Raw genomic sequence first — 18,240 nt, forward strand, 5'->3', positions numbered from 1 at the left:
TACCGACCGTTGTCAGACCCGGCTGCGAGCCGCGAGAATTTCAACCTCGACCTTGAACTCTTCCCTCGTAAATCCGGAAACGATCATCAAGGTGGAAGCCGGTGCTGGCTGCGGAAACAGGCGGTCGCGAACATCCATATATGGACGCATGTAAGCGCGGTCAGTCACATACGCATTGATGCGCACGACATCAGCGAAGCTCATTCCTGCAGCCTCCAGAATGGCCTTCGCATTCGCAAAGCAGAGTTCCGCTTGGGCAGCCGCATCCTCCGGAACATGAGCCTCAGGGCCGATCCCGAGCTGTCCCGAGCAAAACAGCATGTCCGTTCCTGCCTGCACGACGACTCCGTGGCTGTAGGCCGCAAATGGAGCAGGCATGGTCGAGGGAACGAGGTGTTCGAGTTGTTTCACATCAGTCATGAGATTATCCGATAGTCGGGGTCAGGCAGGTTTGAAGTTGCTGAGCCAGCCAAGGCCCGCAGCCGTCCCGTTACGCGGCTTGTATTCAGCACCGAAGTAGCCATTCCAGCCCGCTTTCTGCAATTCCGGAAGGAGGGAGCCGAAGTCGATCTCGCCGCTGTCAGGCTCTCCGCGATCCGGCACGGCTGCAAACTGGACGTGACCGACATTCTGTCTGTGGCGTACGAATTCCGCCATCGGATCGCGGCCAATCCTGCCGACATGGTAGCAGTCGAACATGATCTTGATGTTCTCGCGTCCTGCCTCGGCGATGATTGCGGATGCCAGGTCGTTATCGAGGAGAAAATAGTCCGGAGCATCGAACGGGTTCAGCGGCTCGATCAAGATTGTAATCCCATGTGGAGCCGCGTTGTCTGCTGCGTAGCGCAGGTTCTCGATGAACGTGTCTCGCGCTTGCGGATCGGCGGTCTTGCCGGCCATGACATGTATCGCGCCTGCGCCAATCTTCACCGCATAGGCCAAGGCATCGTCAATCGCTGCACGGGCATCTGCCTCGCGACCGGGCAATGCAGAAAGGCCGAACTCGCCCGCCGCAAGGTCGCCGCGGGAGGTGTTGAGACCAAGCACGGGAAGTCCGCTTTCATCGAGCGCAGCCTTCACCGCTGCCGGGTCGACCTCATAAGGCCAGTGCAGCTCGACTGCCTTGAACCCGGCCGCCTTCGCCTCGCGGACGGCGCCCGGAAGGGAGTGCTCCGTAAACAGGAAACCCAGATTGGCTGAAAAATCGATTGGCAAGGGTCAGTCCCATTCTACATTGAAGTGGTCAACGACATCGCGAACTTGCTCAGGCGTCAGGAGGCGAGGGCTCATGCCGCGGGTGAGCAGTGCCAAGCGCGCCGTCTCCTCAAGCTCCTCCATCGAATAGACCGCAGCCTCCAGATCCTTTGCGGCTACAACAGGCCCGTGATTGGCCAGAAGAACCGCACTGCGCTTGCCGGCCAAGCCGCGAATAGCTTCGCCGATCGCCGCATCGCCTGGTCGAAAGTACGGCAGCAATTTCACCTTGCCGAGCCGCATGATCGAGTATGGTGTCAACGGTGGCAGGACATTGTCCGGGTCGGTGTCCGGCAGCATCGAGAGCGCTACGGAATGGCAGGAATGGAGGTGAACGATCGCTCCCGTCTTCGCGCCCCGAGTTTCATAGAACGCCGAGTGGAGCGGCATCTCCTTCGTCGGCGCATCACCCCCTATGTGGTTCCCCTTCTCATCGAAAAGGGACAGGCGGGCTGGATCGAGCGCCCCTAGAGAAGAGCCAGTGGGCGTGACAAGCAGCCTACCGTCTGAAAGGCGCGTCGAAATGTTGCCTGATGCTCCCCCCGTAAGACCGCGCTCGAAGATCGACCGCGCCATCGAGCAGATCTGCTCGCGAAGGATGGTTTCTTCGCTCATCTTCCATTCGCCATTGTTCTGAGGGCCCTGACGAAGAAGTCCTCAGTTCCGAAATTGCCGGACTTCAACGTAAGTGCAAAGTTCTCTCCGGCCAGCCTTAGCGCAGGCACTCCCGGAGCGATCTCCGGGCCAACATCCATCGCTGTGCAGCCGAGGCCCTTCACCACAGCGCCGGATGTTTCGCCACCGGCGGAGACGAGACGGGTAATGCCGATTTCCCTAGCTGCCGCGGCAATCTGGGCAAAAAAATCCTCGATCTTTTCAGCTATGACTTCGGTGCCATATTTTGCCTGAGCATCCCGGACCTTGTCGGGATTTGCGGAGGAGTAGACCAAAGGCTCCTTGCCCAGATGTTCCTTGATCCAGGAAATCGCGAGGTCCGCAGTCATCTCCCCGGACATCAGCGCATCGGCCTCAATCTCAAGCGCGGGGTGATCAATTCGGTAGACGCCCACCTGGCCGCGGGTCGCGTTTGAGCAGGAGCCAGAAAGGATGAGACCCGGTCCCTCTGTTGGCTCGAAATTGACGCGACGATGTCCAATCAACCCCTTGCGACGGAAGTTTTCCGGCAAGCCGAGGGCAATGCCGGAACCCCCGGTAACGAGGGGTTGGTCGGCAACCGCTTCGCCGATGGCGTAAAGATCGTCATCGCTCAACGCGTCTACCACGATAAAGCGGTGACCGTGCTCTTCCTCGCGTGCAAGCGCCTGCCAGATCACACAGCCGCCGCCGCGAACGTCCGAAAATCCTACATGGCCAACAGACGCACTTGTCTGCCTTTGCAGCCAGCGCCGGATGTCCGGGTCGGTCATCGGCGTCAGCGGATGGGATTCCATGCCCGATTCATTGAGCAGCCGGTCATTCACGAAGAGATGCCCCTGATAGAGGCTTCGGCCTGCACCGGGAAACGCCGGACAGAACACGACGCGGCGCGCGCTCAGCGCGTCCGCCAGAGCCAACGCGACCGGGCCGATATTGCCCTGCGGCGTTGAATCGAATGTCGAGCAGTACTTGAACAGGAACTGCATGCAGCCCTGCTGCTGAAGCCAGCGCATTGCATCCAAGGATTGCGCGACAGCCTCCTCAACAGGAAGGCTCCGCGTCTTGAGCGCTACAACCGCTGCTTCGACACCTTCCTCGGCACGCCCGGTCGGCACGCCGCTGTAAAGCGTCGTCGCCATGCCACCTTTGACCAGCGTGTTGGCCAGATCTGAAGAACCGGTGAAGTCATCGCCGATACAGCCCAGCAGCATTTACTCTCCCCCGTTTGTCGGCGACGGAAGTTCAAGACCGGCCTGATCGCGATAGAGCTTGACCACAGCGACATCCCCCTCTCTTCCGAGCCCCTTTTCCGACGCGTCCCTGAACCGGGCGAGCGCTGTTTTGGCGACAGGCAGCTCCAACGAAGATGCTGACGCAGCGGAAGTTACTATCCCGAGATCCTTAACAAAGATATCGACAGCCGAATGTGGCCTGTAATCGCCTGCCGCGATGTAAGGTCCCCGGTTCTCAAACATCCATGAAGAGCCGGCACAACGCGGGATGACCTGCATGATCTGCTCGGCATCAACGCCCTGAGAAAGGCCGAACGCAAATGCTTCCGCAGTGGCAGCGATGTGAACTCCTGCGAGGAGCTGATTGACGCTTTTCATCGCGGATCCCGGTCCCGCCTTGTCCCCAAGGCGAAATACCGTTTCGGCCATTGCTTCTAGTGCCGGCTGCGCTTTGGTGAAGGCCTCGGGCTTGCCAGAAGCCATGATCGAGAGTTTTCCTTGGGCCGCTCGTGCAGAACCGCCGGAGATCGGGGCATCAAGATACATGAGACCGAGAGCCTCGGCCCGCGCCTCAAAATCAACAGCCTGCTGAGCCGAAATGGTCGCGCAAGAGATGATCACCGCGCCCGGCTTCAATTTCGAGGCGAGGCCCTCGGTTCCAAAAATCGCTTCCTCGGTTTGGGCGGCATTGACGACGACGATGATCGCCCCAGCAGCCGTTACGGCCGCAGCGTCGATATCGAGACTGCGCCCGCTTTCCTGACGAAAGCGAGATCGCGTCTCGGCGTTCAGATCGAAGCCGTCAACTTCTATGCCTGCACGAAGCAACGATTGGCCCATTCCGTAGCCCATCGCGCCGAGTCCCATGAGAACAAAGCTGTTCTCCATCATCAGCCCCCAATCTTTGGCGCGTAATCTTCCAGATACGCCTCTATGATGGCCTCAAAAGACGAATCCGCCTCGAAGCCAAGATCAAGCGCGCGTTTGGCATCAAAAGCCTGCGGCCAGGTCGAGATAATCGCCTCGATCGCCGGATCGGGCTGGTGATTGATCAAAGCTACCGCCTCATCCCCGGCGATTTTGCGCAATGCCTCGATCTCATCAGACACTGTGGCAGAGACGCCCGGCATCGTCATGTTCCGACGCTCGCCTATGAGGCTCGTATCGACCATTGCGGCATGTACCATGAATCCGATGGCTGCCCGCGGGCTCGCGAACCAATGGCGCACTGACGTGTCGACGGGAAGCACCGCCGCCTGTCCGGCTAGCGGCTCGCGCAATATGCTGGAGAAGAAGCCGGATGCCGCCGCGTTGGGCTTGCCCGGACGAATGCAGATCGTCGGGAGACGGATGCCGATTCCGTCAAAGAACCCCTTGCGACTGTAATCTGCCAGCAGCAACTCGCCGATAGCCTTTTGGGTGCCGTAGCTGGAACGGGGCGTGATGATGAAGTCATCGCTGATCACCTCTGGCAGCGGGGATCCGAAAACCGCCAGCGAAGACGTGAAAACGATGCGCGGAAAATATCCATCTTTCTCATGCGCGGCCCGTACCGCCTCGAAGAGGTAGCGGGTGCCGTCAAGATTGATGCTGTAGCCCTTGTCGAAGTCGCGTTCCGCCTCTCCAGACACGATGGCCGCGAGGTGGAAAATCACATCAGGCCGCGCTTCGATGAGAGCAACCGCGGCCGCGGGATCGGCGATGTCTGTCGCCCCCGTGGCGATCTCGACGTCGCCACCCTCAAGCTTCTTCGGCTCGATGATGTCGAATAACGACAGCTTGGCGATCTTCCGCGTTCCGACTTTGCCCTCGCGTATCAGCCTCTTCGCCAGACCGTCGCCGAGCATCCCCGCTGCACCAATGATGAGGCAGTGCACCATATCGTTCCTCCGAATTCCCCCCAGATCTAGCGGGCACGTCCGCCAGACAATTCCTTCATACGCTGCGGCCCAGCGGCAATGTCCGCTTCCGTCGGGCTGACGCCCGCAGCGAGCAGCCGTCGGGCGACCATGTGATCTGCCGGTTTGTTGACCGAGTCGACCGCAATCAGTTCGTCACCACGGAAGTGGTAGACGGAAAAGGCACTATCCTCAGGCGAGCCGCTGACGAGCGCGCGATCTGCGTCAAAGCACAGGCCGGCCGTCTGGAGCTTCATGTCACCCTGATCCGACCAGAACCATGCCACCTCGTCATAAGCTGTCTCACGTCCGACGAGCACACGCGCCAGGTGGCGCGCCTGATCGGTGGCGTTCTGGACCGATTCCAGCCTAACCCGTCGTTTTGCCTGCTTATGGTCATAGCTGACGCAGTCACCAATAGCCCAGATGCCGGCGGCAGATGACTGCAGGCTTTCATTAACGACGATGCCATTATCCAGCAAAAGCCCGGCGTCACGAGCAAGTTCGACATTCGGGATAGCACCGATACCAAGCACCACAAGATCGGCAGCAATTGTGCGTCCGTCGGACGTTGTCACGGCACTCACACGCCCGTTTTCGCCCTCAAGGCCTGCAAGCTGCACATCTGTAAGGATGTCGATCCCTGCCTCACGGCTGCGCCGTTCAACATGTGCAGAGACGATCGGCGCAACCGAACGGGCAAGAACCCTAGGCGCAGCTTCGATCAACGTGACCTTCTTGCCCAGGCCGACGAAGCTGTGGGCCATTTCCATGCCAATAAAGCCACCGCCGACAATTGCGACGGAGTCGATCGAGTCGATCCTCTCGCGAATGCTCCTCGCGTCCATAATTGTACGGAGCGTTACGACGCCTTCCAGATCAACCCCGGGCAAATCCGGGATCCGCGCCCGGGCCCCTGTTGCAAGTACCAGCTCGGAATAAGGCAAGACTTGGCCATCTGAGAGCTCAACCGTTTGAGCTGCAGCGTCAATCTTGATCGCCCGCACGCCGGAAACCAGCTCGACATTCGCATCCCGGTAAGCGTTTTCCGCCCGCAGTACCAATCCACCCGCGTCTGGCGACTTCAAATAGGACTTTGACAACGGAGGGCGGTGATAGGGAAGATCCGGCTCGTCGCTGACCAGCACAATTTCCCCATCGTAGCCTTCCTGCCGGAGGCTGACGGAAAGCTGTGAGCCTCCATGTCCGGCGCCAACGATCACACTTCTTCTAGTCATGTCACCTCATCCGCGGGACGCACGCCACTACACGAGCGGCCCCCCAAGTTCTCCAGGCTTCGCCCTTGGATGACGGTTCTCCACCGCTCTCTAATCTTCGTTACATATCTCCCGCCAGATTTAAACAATTAGTTTGACCAATTGATCAGATCGTTTAGTAATTATCGGGGAGTTGCTAGCGACGGACGGGGAACCGGGGAGTCTCACTGGCAAATGGGGAACATCTTGCCGGCCATGGTGCCGGTTGCGACTGCTGTCGACCCGAACGCGTCGCATCGCATGACAAAGGGGAACGCATTTGAAACGTTACTGGGCCGAGTATACGAGCGAGGAGTTTTCTCGTCTCGACCATGAGAACATTGTAGCCGTCCTGCCGGTCGGCGCTATCGAGCAACATGGCCCCCATCTGCCCCTGAATGTCGATGCTGCAGTGGTCGACGGGATGACGAAAGAAATCGTCAAGCGCCTGCCAGACACCAGCAAGGTGCTCTTCCTGCCCACGCAGCCAGTGGGCAAAAGCAATGAGCACAGTCGCTATCCCGGTACGCTCACCTTCTCAGCTCAGACCCTGATCTCGATGTGGTGCGAGCTCGGCGCCTGCGTCGCGGCGTCCGGCGTGCGAAAACTGGTCCTGTTCAACGGACATGGCGGCCACATCTCGACGATGGATATCGTCGCTCGCGAGCTGCGCGTGCGACACGACATGCTGGTTTTCTCCGTCAACTGGTTCGGCTTTGGAATGCCGGAGGGCGTTTATTCGGCCCATGAGGACAAGCACGGCATTCACGCCGGCGACATGGAAACCTCGGTCATGCTCGAGTTCCACCCTGACCTCGTGGACATGAGCAAGGCGCAGAATTTTGCGACACTCACCGAGACATTCGAGAAAGAGTTCAAGCACATCAAGCTCGCCGGAGCGAAGCCGGGCTGGCAGATGCATGACATGAACCCTTATGGCGCCGCTGGCAATGCGCTCGCCGCCACCGCCGAGAAAGGTCGCAAGACCATCGATTTTGCAGCTGATCGGCTGGTGGAAGTCCTGGAGGAAATCCAGCGCGCTCCGCTGTCCTGGCTCGACAATACACCAGCTTGGAAGGTGAAGTGATGACGCAAGCGAACGCCACGGCCACTTCCCGCCCGCTGATCGAAATCCAAAACGTCTATAAACAGTACAATACCGGCGTTATCGCAGTCAGCGACATGTCGCTTGACATTAAGGACGGGCAGTTCGTCTCTTTCCTCGGACCATCGGGCTGCGGCAAGAGCACCGCGCTACGCATGATTGCCGGCCTTGCGGAAGTCTCGGCCGGCAAGATCCTCGTAAACGGACACGAGCCCGGCAATGCTGCGGGCCCGCAGGATATCGGCTTTGTCTTCCAGGAGCCGACACTGATGCCCTGGGCCACAGTGTTCGACAATGTCTACCTGCCGCTGCGTCTTGGCGGCATTTCACGCAAGGATGCGGCTCCGCGCGTGGAAGAGGTTCTGTCGCAAGTCGGCCTGTCCAAATTCGCCGACGCCTATCCTCGCGAACTCTCTGGCGGCATGAAGATGCGTGTTTCGATCGCCCGCGCCGTCGTCACCAAGCCGCGCCTTCTTCTCATGGACGAGCCGTTTGCCGCTCTCGATGAGATGACCCGCTTCAAACTGAACAACGACGTCCTGCGCCTGTGGCAGGAGAATGGGCTGACCGTCATCTTCGTTACCCACTCGGTATACGAGTCGGTCTACCTGTCGAACCGTGTCGTCGTCATGGCTGCACGACCGGGGCGTGTCGTCGCCGACATCGCGATCCCCGGCACTTATCCGCGGGCGGAAAATTTCCGCACCACACCTGAGTATAACGACAGCTGCAAGATGGTGGCGGACGCGCTCAACGCGACGCTCGGCAGCGACGACATCGATCACTGAGGGCCGCGAACATGACCACCCAGACACCGATCCTCAACTCATCGCAGAACCGCCGGGCGCGCATCGAAAAGCGCAAGGCTGTTATCATGCCGACCCTGGCAATCGTCTTGGCGCTGCTCGTATGGGAAGCACTCGTCCGTTATTACGAAGTGCCACATTATCTCATTCCCGCTCCGTCACTGATCGCTCAAACGCTGATCAAGGATGGTCCGTCGCTGCTGAACTCAATGATGTTCACAGTGAAGCTGACGCTGATCTCGCTGGCGCTTGCCATTATCGGCGGGGTGCTGATCGGCATGGTGTTCGCGCTTTCGCGCACCATCGAGATGAGCTTCTTCCCGTTTGCGGTCATCTTGCAGGTCACGCCGGTCGTCGCGATTGCGCCGCTGATCCTCATCTACGTCCATGACACATTTTCCGCGTTGCTGATCTGCGCCTGGATCGTCGCCTTCTTCCCGATTCTGTCCAACACGGTGATCGGTCTTCGCAGTGCCGATCACAATTTGCGCGACCTTTTCAAGCTCTACCGGGCGACCCCGTTGCAGCGCCTGCGCTTCCTGCTGGCACCTAGCGCATTGCCGTACTTCATGGCGGCCCTGAAAGTCGCCGGTGGCCTCGCTCTGATCGGAGCGGTGGTTGCCGAGTTCGTCGCCGGTACCGCTGGCCAGAACACCGGCCTTGCCTCGCGCATTCTGGAATCCAGCTTCCGCAACGAGATTCCGCGCATGTTCGCCGCGCTACTTCTCGTATCCGCACTGGGCATCGTCATCTTCCTTGTCACCAGCTGGCTGTCGCGTCGTGTCCTCGGACATTGGCACGAGAGCGAGATCCGCCGGGAATCGTGATCGTGCAGCAAGAGGGCGCAACAACCACTTTCATCGGCGTAACGATCGCAGGTCTTGCAGGAACGCATGATCTGACCGTCGAACGCGGCAAGATCGTCGCGCTCGCGCCCTCTCGACAAGCGGGTGGTGGTTTCATCACCCCGCTTCTGGCCGACTGTCATGTCCATCTCGACAAAACCTACACGATCGAACGCATACGCAGGTCCGGTCCGGCGAAGGTCGATTGTCTGTTCGACGCAATTGACCTGATGGAAATGGACCGGCCCAATTGGGATGGATCCGATATCCGTGAACGTGCCTCGCGTGCCCTCGCAACCGCCTATGAAGCCGGCGTTGGTGTCATGCGCACGCATATCGACTGGACGACACCTGAGGTCCCCACCGCTTGGCACGTCCTCAACGACTTGAAGGCTGAGTGGAAGGGACGGATCCACATCGAGACCGCCGCGCTCGTGCGCGGCGATATCGTTCTGGCAGCAGGCGAGGGGATAGCAAGGCGAGTTGCACAAGACGGAGGCGTCTTCGGTGCATTCTTCTACCGCAATCCGGATATCGTGGATGCTGTCGAGGCTATGTTCAGCCTTGCTTCCCGCCACGATCTGAAGCTCGACTTCCATGTCGATGAAGGTTTAGAGGCCGAAGCCGACGGCTTTTCATTGATCGTTGACGCAACCAAGCGACACAAGATGGCCGGACGGGTGCTTTGCGGGCACGCCTGCTCCTTGTCTCTGCGCGATGATGACGAGCTTGAACGTATCCTAAGCGCAGCGGCAGAGGCGGGTGCGGCTCTCGTCTCCTTGCCGACCAGCAATCTTTATCTCCAAGACCGCATCGGCGGGCGTTCGCCACGCCGCCGCGGCCTTGCGCCAGTCAAAGAAGCCCGCGCTGCGGGAATGGACGTGATGCTCGCGTCGGACAACGTCGGAGATGCCTTCTATCCCTGGGGCGACTATGATCCGCTTTCGATCCTTCGCCTTGCAGCTCCCGTTGCCCATGTCGATCCAGACACCTGGATCGATGCAATTACCACGCTGCCTATGAAAATTTGCGGTGGCGATGATGGCGCTTTCCTAAGGGTTGGAGGCGCTGCCGATTTCATCTGGCACGAAGCCGAGGACGCCCACGATCTGACGATGAAGCCGCAGGCGCGGCGCGTTGTGTTTCGCGACGGGCGCAGCTCAGGTGATGCCACAACCAATGGAGACAAGCATGAACGTGGCAACTAAGCCTGCTCGCGCGTATGACTGGGACGCTTTCCGGGCGGCGATCGAGGGCATCCGCATCTATGACGATCCCAAGGCCGTTGAGCTGCGTTCGCGCGACTATTACTGGTACAGCCCGATCCTGACGGACGACATTGGTCACTGCAAAGGTGACCTCATCGTGATTCCTGCCGATCAGGAGGAAGTTGGCCGCGTTGCAGCTGCGGCTGCGCGCCTTCGGATTCCGATCACGCTGCGTGGCGGCGGCACAGGCAATTACGGCCAGTGCATCCCTCTCGAAGGGGGTATCGTTCTCGACATGACCAAGCTCGACAAGGTCATCTCGATCGAGAAAGGCCGCGTGCGTGTCGAAGCTGGTGCCCGCATTTCGCGCCTTGATGACGCTGTTCGGGAAACCGGGCAGGAACTGATGATGTATCCGTCCACCCGCCGGATCGCGACGATCGGCGGTTTTCTCTCGGGCGGCTCCGGCGGCATTGGCTCGCTTCGCCACGGCATGCTGCGAGATGACGGAAATGTCTTCTCGGTGAAGGTCATGACCGTCGAGGAGGAGCCGAGGATCATTGAGCTCCACGGCAATGACATCCAGAAGGTGCAGCACGCCTACGGAACCAACGGCATCATCCTCGAGATCGAGCTCGGCCTGACGGACGCGACGGACTGGATCCACACTGCCGCCCTCTTCCCGGACTACGACGCGACGCTGCGCTTCTGCCTCAAGGCGATGGAAGACAAGCTGGACTGCTATCTTCTGACGACCGTCGATCGCCGCTTTGCACGCTTCTACACGAAATTCGGTGATCTATTCCCGTCGGACCGGGACGCGGTGTTTGCAATGATTGCGCCGCAGGAACGCGAGCGCTTTGCAGCCCTCGCTGCAGAGTTCGGCGGTACGATCTCGTTCTCCATGACCTTGGACGAACTCCATCAGGCAGGGCTTCAGCCTGCCTATGAATGCGGCTGGAACCACACGACGCTGACAGCCCTTAAGGCTGAAGAAGGATGGACGTACCTTCAGGTCGAATATCCGCGTCCTTTTGATCCCGAAATCGTGCGCGCCCAGATGCAGCGTTACGGTGACGAGCAGTACATGCACCACGAAATGGCGCGTCTACAAGGCGAACAGCAAATCTTCGGTCTCCCTCTCGTGCGGTACAAGAACCGCGCGGAGATGTACCGTGTCATACGTGAAATTGAAGAGCTTGATGGTTGCACCATTTACGATCCGCACGCCTACACCATTGAAGATGGCGGCATGAAGCAGATCGACACGGTGCAGATCGACTTCAAGCGACAGGCAGATCCTTTCGGACTTCTCAATCCAGGGAAGACGCGAGGCTGGACGGCTGACATGGCCTCCACAGGTTGAACTGGGCTATCTACGGGAGACAAATTCTAATGAAGACTGTATTCAAGGCGGCGCTTGCTGCCGCATCGATGATCGTGTCGGCGCAGGTCGCCTACGCGCTCGACAAGGTGACCGTCGGCACCAACTGGCTGGCTCAGGCTGGCCACGGCGGCTTCTATCAGGCGCTGGCGGACGGCACCTATGAGAAACACGGCCTGGACGTGACCATCGATATGGGTGGCCCGCAGGTCAACAACCGCCCGATGCTGGCGGCTGGGCGCCTCGACTTCCTGCTCACAGGCAACCTCTTGCTGACGTTCAACAACGTCGCCAACGACGTTCCGACCACGGTGGTTGCAGCGTTCTACCAGAAGGATCCGCAGGTCCTGATGGCGCATGAAGGTGCATACAAAGATTTTCAGGACCTGACGAACGCACCGGCAATCCTGCTCGCCAAGGACGGTCAGTTCTCTTACTGGCTCTGGCTGGTCAAGGAGTTCGGTTTCCGCGACGAACAGATCCGCCCATATGGCTATAGCCTCGCCCAGTTCCTGAGCGACGAGAAGATGGTTCAGCAGGCATACGCCACTGCGGAGCCGCTTTATGCAGCCAAGGAAGGCGCGAAGCCGGTCAGCTACCTGCTTGCTGATTATGGCTACAACACCTATGCGAACACCGTAGAAACGCGCACTGAACTGATCGAGAAAAACCCGGATCTCGTCCAGCGCTTTGTCGATGCGACCATCATCGGTTGGTACAACTTCCTCTATGGTGACCGCAGCGCTGCATACGAACTCATCCTTAAGGACAACCCGGACATGAAGGCCGAGACCCTCGATGCAGAGCTCGCGCGCATCATGGAGCTGGACCTGATCGACAGCGGTGAAGCGGCTGAGAACGGTATTGGCGCAATCTCGATGGAGCGCGTGAAGGATTTCTACGACCTGGCCGTCGCTTCGGGCATCGTGGAGAAAGCCGATCTTGACCTGTCCAAGGTTGCCACCGACCAGTTCGTCAACAAGGGCGTTGGCATTGACGTCAAGAAGCAGTTGAAGCCATAACGGAAGAAACGGAGCGGCACCTTCAAGGTCCGCTCCGCCTTTTTGGGCTATGAGCAAGGTTCTGAGCGAAGATAATAACGACCCCGAACTCAGCGCACGCGACAAGATTGTCGAGCGCCGAAAAGCTATACTTGCTGCTATTCATGAAGCGGCTATCGAAGAATTTGCCACCCGCGGCGTTGAGGGCACATCAACCCAGTCAATCGCGCGACGTGCTGGTCTGACAAAACCGCAACTCCATTACTACATCGCCTCCAAGGAAGACCTTTACGAGGACATTCTCGTGCAGATCCTTGAGGAATGGCGCGAGTTGTTCATCGATGCCACCACCGGTGAAGGCCCTGGCGAGATCATTCGTGCCTATATCCGCAAGAAGCTCGAGTTCAGCCGTTCCAAGCCGAAGGCTTCTCGGGTCTTCACCAATGAAATCGCACGCGGCGCTCCCGTTTTGGGCAAGCACTGGGCGCCCCATGTTGATGCTACCCGCTCGGGCGTCGCACTGATCCAGTCCTGGGTCGATGAAGGCAAGATTCGCCCGATCGACCCGCTCCTGTTCCATATGCATATGTGGGCAGTGACGCAGCACTACGCGGACTTCGACGCTCAGGTGCGCCGCATGATGGGCATCGAAGAAGGCCAGGAGATCGACTTTGATCGGGTCGAAAAAGAGGTGACAAGCCTCTTCCTTCGCAGTTGCGGACTGGAATAGTCCGACCGTCCACTGCGCGTTCTTGACGAAAGCCTGCCGCTGGGTGAGCCGCACAAGGTCACCCCGTAGAACAATTTTTGTTTACCTTTTGCCTCGTTTGTAGGATTTTCGTTCCGCTTCAGCCTCGAAATATGGTTGCTGGGAACTCATCTTTTCTCCCGACCTCGTGCATATTGGCGCTGTTCTTGGATAGGATTTTTGCTGTGCCGATTTTCAACGACCTTATGCCACGGGCTGTCGCAACGCACCGCCTTTGCGCGCTCATGTGTATGCGTTGAACTGATCGTACAATTTCGATACCGCATGGCCCCGCGGTGTCGAAACCGGCAGGACGCGGCAGAACTTGCGTCCAAACCCTATTCAGGAACGGCTTCCCTCGCACAGGTTCGAGCCGAATTGTAAGCATAGCCCGACGTCAACGGGCGTTGCGCAGATGGAAGATGGAAATGCTCAACACAGTGCAGACGAATTCACCGCCACAGTCGGCGTTGGCAGATAGTGATAGTGTGCCCGATATTGTCAGACTCGAAGGTGTCGGGAAGGTTTTCCCCGCAACCCGCAAGAGTTCTGCCGTCACCGCACTTTCTTCGATCGACCTTTCCGCACCGAAAGGCTCCATCACCGCCATCATCGGGCGATCCGGCGCCGGCAAGTCGACGCTTATCCGCCTGGTAAATGGGTTGGAACGACCAAGCTCTGGCCGGGTTCTCGTAGATGGCGAAGACATTGCGCAACTGCCTGAAGACCGTCTGCGCCACATCCGCCGCTCTATCGGCATGATCTTTCAGCACTTTAATCTTCTGTCCTCGCGAACCGTCTTCGACAACATTGCCCTACCGCTGGAAATTGGCGGCATGGCGAGGAAGGAGATCGCCGAACGCGTGACGCCTCTGCTGGAGCTTGTTGGCCTCGCTGACAAGCGTGATCGCTACCCGGCCGAATTGTCGGGCGGACAAAAGCAGCGCGTGGGCATTGCAAGAGCCCTTGCAACGCGCCCGAAACTCCTGCTTTCCGACGAGGCAACCTCCGCTCTCGACCCGGAAACGACCCAGTCCGTTCTGGAGCTTTTGAAGCGCATCAACAGCGAACTTGGCCTGACGATCCTTCTCATCACCCACGAGATGGAAGTCGTGAAGTCGATCGCCGACAACGTCGCGGTGATTGACGGCGGCAAGATTGTGGAGCGCGGCTCGACCTTCGATGTCTTCACACATCCGCAGCATCACACGACAAAGGTCCTGTTGTCAGGCGTGCCAGGCATGCAGCTCCCTGCCTATGCGCAAGCGCACCTTTCGCAAGAACGCAGGGAAGGGGCAGAGGTTGTGCTCCGCATCGTTTTTTCCGGACCACACGCGACCGATCCGGTATTGTCGCGGCTCACCGGCGAGCTGGGCGTGAGCCTCAACATCCTTGGCGGCGCGGTGGACGAAATCGCGGGCAAGCCATTTGGCACTCTTTTCGTTTCCTTCCTTGCCGACGAAGCTCGTCTCGAACGCGTCCGTTCAACTCTTGCCGGCCTTAACCTGACCACGGAGGTGCTTGGATATGTCGCCTGAGATCGCCTGGCTTATCGTTCGCGCCACCATTCAGACGCTGCATATGGTGGCGGTCGCCGCGGTCATCGGCTCCATCATAGGCGTCCCTCTCGGGGTCTTCCTCGCGACCAGCGAGAAAGGCGAGCTCTTTGAAGCACCGATCACCAACAAGGTGCTGGGTGCAATCGTCAACGCTGCGCGCTCGACGCCGTTCATCATCCTCGTTGTGGCCATTATTCCGTTCACCCGACTTGTCGCGGGCACATCAATTGGCACCACCGCCGCGATCGTGCCTCTGACAATCGCCACCATCCCGTTCGTCGCCCGCCTTGTCGAAGCATCGATCCGCGAGGTCGACCCCGGCCTGATCGAGACCGCTCGTTCGATGGGCGCGACACCGATGCAAATCGTACTGAAAGTTCTTCTCGCGGAGGCTCGTCCGGGCATCACGCTCGCCCTGACCCTCACCATCGTCAGCCTCATCGGCTACTCGGCGATGGTTGGTGCGGTTGGCGGCGGCGGCCTTGGCGATCTTGGCATCCGCTATGGCTATCAGCGTTTCATGCCGGAGGTGATGCTTGCCGTTGTCGTCGTGCTGATCGTCCTCGTCCAGATCGTCCAATCCATCGGCGACGGCCTTGCCCGCCGCTTCGACAAGCGCCAGCGTTCGCGCTAGCTGCCATCCAAAATACTGCTCACTTCACTCACATGGAGCTATTACATGCTTAGCAAGATCACCATCGCTGCCGGCCTCGCGCTGGCCCTTCTGACAGGCACTGCTTCGGCTGAATCCATCAAGATTGGCGTGACCCCGGGGCCGCACGCCCAGATCATGGAAAAGGTGAAAGAGATCGCAGCCCGGGACGGCCTGGAAATCGAGATCCTCGAATTCTCCGACTATGTCATGCCGAACCAGGCGCTGAACGATGGTGACCTCGACGCCAACTCGTTCCAGCACGAGCCCTATCTCATCAACCAGGTAAAGGATCGCGGCTTTGCGATCGAAAAGGTCGCCTTCACCGTGAACTTCCCGATGGGCGTCTACTCCAAGAAGTACAAGAGCTTCGAAGAACTGCCGGACGGTGCAACCATCGCGGTCCCGAACGACCCCACCAATGGCGGCCGTGCACTCCTCGTGTTTGCCAATGAGGGCCACATCAAGGTCAATGAGGAGAAGGGTCTGGCCATCGGACCGGCTGACATCACCGAGAACCCCAAGAACTTCAATTTCATCGAGCTCGACGCTGCCCAGCTGCCGCGTTCGCTGGATGACACCGACGCTTCTGCCGTTAACACCAACTACGCGATCCCGGCGGGTCTGAACCCTGCAAACGACGCGATCCTGAAGGAAGGCGGAGACGCTCCATACGCGAACCTGATCGCCGTCCGAGGCGAAGACAAGGACAAGGAGTGGGTCAAGCAGCTGGTCAACGCCTACCACAATGACGAGGTTAAGGCGTTCATCGATGAGACCTTCCAGGGCTCGATCCTCGCTGCCTGGTAAGTTAAAGCCGCTCTTGTAGGGGGTGACCCCTGTGGAAACGGCCCTCAGAAACTGGAAAAGCCGGCGGGAAACTGCCGGCTTTTTTAGTTGCGCTGAGCCTCGAGAAGGCACGGCACTACTTTCTGAAGGGGAAGCCCGCCCTGAGGCAGCGCGGGCTTCCGTTAGCAATGGGCTTAGAAGTCCATCCCGCCTGGCATTGCCGGCGCAGCTTCCTTCTTCGGCTTTTCGGCGATCATCGCCTCTGTTGTGACGAGGAGGCCAGCAACCGACGCTGCGTCCTGCAGCGCAGTGCGTACCACCTTGGCCGGATCGATCACGCCCTGCTTGAACATGTCGCCATATTCATCCGTCTGCGCGTTCCAGCCATAGGCGAGGTCGGAATTTTCACGCAGCTTGCCGACGATGATCGAGCCTTCTGCACCGGCATTGGTCGCGATCTGACGCACCGGCGCCTCAATAGCGCGGCGAATGATCTCGACGCCATGCTTCTGGTCCGTATTGTCGGTCGTCACATTGTCGAGGGCCTTCGCCGCACGCAGCAATGCGACACCACCGCCAGGCAAGATGCCTTCCTCGACGGCTGCGCGGGTTGCATGCAGCGCGTCATCGACGCGGTCCTTCTTCTCCTTGACCTCGACTTCGGTCGCGCCGCCGACGCGGATCACGGCAACCCCGCCCGCGAGCTTGGCAAGGCGCTCCTGCAGCTTCTCGCGGTCATAATCGGAGGTCGTCTCCTCGATCTGTGCCTTGATCTGGGTGACTCGGCCCTCGATCTCCTCTTTCTTGCCAGCGCCGTCGACAATGGTGGTGTTTTCCTTGTCGATGACGATCTTCTTGGCACGGCCCAGCATGTCGAGGGTGACATTCTCGAGCTTGATGCCGAGATCTTCGGAAATCGCGGCGCCGCCCGTGAGGATCGCGATATCCTGCAACATCGCCTTGCGGCGATCACCAAAGCCCGGCGCCTTGACAGCCGCAACCTTCAGGCCGCCGCGCAGCTTGTTGACAACGAGCGTGGCGAGCGCCTCGCCCTCGACATCCTCGGCGATGATGAGCAGCGGCTTGCCCGACTGCACGACCGCCTCGAGCACCGGCAGCATCGCTTGAAGGTTGGAGAGCTTTTTCTCGTGGATCAGGACATACGGATCGTCGAGCTCGACCCGCATTTTATCCTGGTTGGTGATGAAGTAAGGCGAGAGATAGCCGCGGTCGAACTGCATACCCTCAACGATTTCGAGTTCAGTCTCGGCAGTCTTGGCCTCTTCGACCGTGATAACGCCCTCGTTGCCCACCTTCTGCATTGCCTCGGCAAGAAAACGGCCTATCTCGCCATCGCCATTAGCCGAGATCGTGCCTACCTGGGCAATCTCGTCATTGTTGGTGACCTTACGGGCGTTGGTCTTCAGCTCGGCAACCACGGCCTCGGCCGCCTTGTCGATGCCGCGCTTGAGATCCATCGGATTCATTCCCGCGGCGACAGCCTTGGCACCCTCCCTGACAATCGCCTGTGCAAGCACCGTTGCGGTGGTCGTGCCGTCACCTGCCAGATCATTGGTTTTGGACGCTACTTCGCGCACTATCTGTGCGCCCATGTTCTCGAACTTGTCCTCGAGCTCGATTTCTTTCGCGACCGAGACGCCATCCTTGGTAATGCGCGGCGCACCGAAGGATTTGTCGATCACTACGTTGCGGCCCTTGGGGCCAAGGGTCACCTTGACCGCATTGGCAAGAATGTCGACGCCGCGCAGCATCTTCTCGCGCGCTTCAGCTTTGAACTTGACGTCTTTTGCAGCCATTTTTCACTCCTCAATAGGCAGCGTGGCTT

Annotated in this window: 18 protein-coding genes; 10 read left to right on the forward strand and 8 right to left on the reverse strand. The window is 59.2% G+C overall.

Annotated elements, in window-relative coordinates:
• Positions 1 to 12 precede the first annotated feature (12 nt).
• Genes IOD40_RS13600 through IOD40_RS13630 form a run of 7 tightly spaced genes read right to left on the reverse strand, consistent with a single transcriptional unit; the run spans position 13 to position 6,279 of the window.
• Positions 13 to 420: a RidA family protein gene (locus IOD40_RS13600; protein WP_198477141.1), complete on the reverse strand. Its 408-nt coding sequence runs from the start codon at positions 418 to 420 to the stop codon at positions 13 to 15.
• Between the two features lie 21 nt (positions 421 to 441).
• The gene (locus IOD40_RS13605) at positions 442 to 1,215 is read right to left on the reverse strand and encodes a hydroxypyruvate isomerase family protein (protein WP_210336914.1); all 774 of its coding nucleotides are present in this window, start codon (positions 1,213 to 1,215) and stop codon (positions 442 to 444) included.
• Between the two features lie 3 nt (positions 1,216 to 1,218).
• The gene (gene otnC / locus IOD40_RS13610) at positions 1,219 to 1,869 is read right to left on the reverse strand and encodes a 3-oxo-tetronate 4-phosphate decarboxylase (RefSeq protein WP_198477143.1); all 651 of its coding nucleotides are present in this window, start codon (positions 1,867 to 1,869) and stop codon (positions 1,219 to 1,221) included.
• Positions 1,866 to 3,122, reverse strand: coding sequence for a 3-oxo-tetronate kinase (gene otnK, locus IOD40_RS13615; RefSeq protein ID WP_198477145.1), 1,257 nt, complete (start codon positions 3,120 to 3,122; stop codon positions 1,866 to 1,868). The genes otnC and otnK overlap by 4 nt, the downstream gene beginning before the upstream one ends.
• A complete protein-coding gene (ltnD, locus tag IOD40_RS13620; protein ID WP_233713989.1) occupies positions 3,123 to 4,031 on the reverse strand; it encodes an L-threonate dehydrogenase in 909 nt (302 codons plus the stop codon).
• Between the two features lie 2 nt (positions 4,032 to 4,033).
• Complete coding sequence (gene denD, locus IOD40_RS13625) at positions 4,034 to 5,020, reverse strand: D-erythronate dehydrogenase (RefSeq protein WP_198477309.1); 987 nt, start codon at positions 5,018 to 5,020, stop codon at positions 4,034 to 4,036.
• 29 nt (positions 5,021 to 5,049) lie between these two features.
• Complete coding sequence (locus IOD40_RS13630; protein ID WP_198477147.1) at positions 5,050 to 6,279, reverse strand: NAD(P)/FAD-dependent oxidoreductase; 1,230 nt, start codon at positions 6,277 to 6,279, stop codon at positions 5,050 to 5,052.
• A 298-nt stretch (positions 6,280 to 6,577) separates the two neighbouring features.
• Between IOD40_RS13630 and IOD40_RS13635 the strand changes: the two genes are divergently transcribed.
• The 10 genes from IOD40_RS13635 (at position 6,578) to IOD40_RS13680 (ending at position 16,415) form a co-directional block, all read left to right on the forward strand.
• Entirely contained in the window at positions 6,578 to 7,384 is an 807-nt protein-coding gene (locus IOD40_RS13635) for a creatininase family protein (protein WP_198477148.1), read from the forward strand.
• Positions 7,384 to 8,190 carry an ABC transporter ATP-binding protein gene (locus tag IOD40_RS13640; RefSeq protein WP_198477149.1) on the forward strand — a complete coding sequence of 269 codons (807 nt, stop codon included), beginning with the start codon at positions 7,384 to 7,386 and terminating at the stop codon, positions 8,188 to 8,190. The genes IOD40_RS13635 and IOD40_RS13640 overlap by 1 nt, the downstream gene beginning before the upstream one ends.
• A gap of 11 nt (positions 8,191 to 8,201) precedes the next feature.
• Positions 8,202 to 9,035, forward strand: a complete 834-nt coding sequence (locus tag IOD40_RS13645) for an ABC transporter permease (protein ID WP_198477150.1) — start codon at positions 8,202 to 8,204, stop codon at positions 9,033 to 9,035.
• Positions 9,032 to 10,261, forward strand: a complete 1,230-nt coding sequence (locus IOD40_RS13650; RefSeq protein ID WP_325099737.1) for an amidohydrolase family protein — start codon at positions 9,032 to 9,034, stop codon at positions 10,259 to 10,261. Before IOD40_RS13645 ends, IOD40_RS13650 begins: the two co-directional genes overlap by 4 nt.
• Positions 10,245 to 11,627: an FAD-binding oxidoreductase gene (locus IOD40_RS13655; RefSeq protein WP_198477151.1), complete on the forward strand. Its 1,383-nt coding sequence runs from the start codon at positions 10,245 to 10,247 to the stop codon at positions 11,625 to 11,627. Before IOD40_RS13650 ends, IOD40_RS13655 begins: the two co-directional genes overlap by 17 nt.
• A 29-nt stretch (positions 11,628 to 11,656) precedes the next feature.
• Entirely contained in the window at positions 11,657 to 12,667 is a 1,011-nt protein-coding gene (locus IOD40_RS13660; RefSeq protein WP_198477152.1) for an ABC transporter substrate-binding protein, read from the forward strand.
• Between the two features lie 49 nt (positions 12,668 to 12,716).
• Positions 12,717 to 13,376 carry a TetR/AcrR family transcriptional regulator gene (locus IOD40_RS13665; protein ID WP_198477153.1) on the forward strand — a complete coding sequence of 220 codons (660 nt, stop codon included), beginning with the start codon at positions 12,717 to 12,719 and terminating at the stop codon, positions 13,374 to 13,376.
• 446 nt (positions 13,377 to 13,822) lie between these two features.
• Positions 13,823 to 14,932, forward strand: coding sequence for a methionine ABC transporter ATP-binding protein (locus IOD40_RS13670; protein WP_210336917.1), 1,110 nt, complete (start codon positions 13,823 to 13,825; stop codon positions 14,930 to 14,932).
• Entirely contained in the window at positions 14,922 to 15,587 is a 666-nt protein-coding gene (locus IOD40_RS13675) for a methionine ABC transporter permease (protein ID WP_198477154.1), read from the forward strand. The genes IOD40_RS13670 and IOD40_RS13675 overlap by 11 nt, the downstream gene beginning before the upstream one ends.
• A gap of 45 nt (positions 15,588 to 15,632) precedes the next feature.
• Positions 15,633 to 16,415 carry a MetQ/NlpA family ABC transporter substrate-binding protein gene (locus IOD40_RS13680; protein WP_198477156.1) on the forward strand — a complete coding sequence of 261 codons (783 nt, stop codon included), beginning with the start codon at positions 15,633 to 15,635 and terminating at the stop codon, positions 16,413 to 16,415.
• Positions 16,416 to 16,588: 173 nt separating this feature from the next.
• Here IOD40_RS13680 and groL read toward each other — a convergent pair whose 3' ends face one another.
• The gene (gene groL / locus IOD40_RS13685) at positions 16,589 to 18,211 is read right to left on the reverse strand and encodes a chaperonin GroEL (protein WP_198477158.1); all 1,623 of its coding nucleotides are present in this window, start codon (positions 18,209 to 18,211) and stop codon (positions 16,589 to 16,591) included.
• Between the last annotated feature and the right edge of the window lie 29 nt (positions 18,212 to 18,240).

The sequence above is a fragment of the Aquamicrobium zhengzhouense genome (assembly GCF_016124105.1).
GTDB classification, from domain to species: Bacteria; Pseudomonadota; Alphaproteobacteria; order Rhizobiales; family Rhizobiaceae; genus Aerobium; species Aerobium zhengzhouense.

Excerpts from the sequence above, each read along its gene's own strand:
- IOD40_RS13600 (WP_198477141.1), bottom strand. The coding sequence starts at position 420 with ATGACTGATGTGAAACAACTCGAACACCTCGTTCCCTCGACCATGCCT.
- otnC (WP_198477143.1), bottom strand. The coding sequence starts at position 1,869 with ATGAGCGAAGAAACCATCCTTCGCGAGCAGATCTGCTCGATGGCGCGG.
- otnK (WP_198477145.1), bottom strand. The coding sequence starts at position 3,122 with ATGCTGCTGGGCTGTATCGGCGATGACTTCACCGGTTCTTCAGATCTG.
- ltnD (WP_233713989.1), bottom strand. The coding sequence starts at position 4,031 with ATGGAGAACAGCTTTGTTCTCATGGGACTCGGCGCGATGGGCTACGGA.
- IOD40_RS13630 (WP_198477147.1), bottom strand. The coding sequence starts at position 6,279 with ATGACTAGAAGAAGTGTGATCGTTGGCGCCGGACATGGAGGCTCACAG.
- IOD40_RS13640 (WP_198477149.1), top strand. The coding sequence starts at position 7,384 with ATGACGCAAGCGAACGCCACGGCCACTTCCCGCCCGCTGATCGAAATC.
- IOD40_RS13645 (WP_198477150.1), top strand. The coding sequence starts at position 8,202 with ATGACCACCCAGACACCGATCCTCAACTCATCGCAGAACCGCCGGGCG.
- IOD40_RS13655 (WP_198477151.1), top strand. The coding sequence starts at position 10,245 with ATGAACGTGGCAACTAAGCCTGCTCGCGCGTATGACTGGGACGCTTTC.
- IOD40_RS13660 (WP_198477152.1), top strand. The coding sequence starts at position 11,657 with ATGAAGACTGTATTCAAGGCGGCGCTTGCTGCCGCATCGATGATCGTG.
- IOD40_RS13665 (WP_198477153.1), top strand. The coding sequence starts at position 12,717 with ATGAGCAAGGTTCTGAGCGAAGATAATAACGACCCCGAACTCAGCGCA.
- IOD40_RS13670 (WP_210336917.1), top strand. The coding sequence starts at position 13,823 with ATGCTCAACACAGTGCAGACGAATTCACCGCCACAGTCGGCGTTGGCA.
- IOD40_RS13675 (WP_198477154.1), top strand. The coding sequence starts at position 14,922 with ATGTCGCCTGAGATCGCCTGGCTTATCGTTCGCGCCACCATTCAGACG.
- IOD40_RS13680 (WP_198477156.1), top strand. The coding sequence starts at position 15,633 with ATGCTTAGCAAGATCACCATCGCTGCCGGCCTCGCGCTGGCCCTTCTG.
- groL (WP_198477158.1), bottom strand. The coding sequence starts at position 18,211 with ATGGCTGCAAAAGACGTCAAGTTCAAAGCTGAAGCGCGCGAGAAGATG.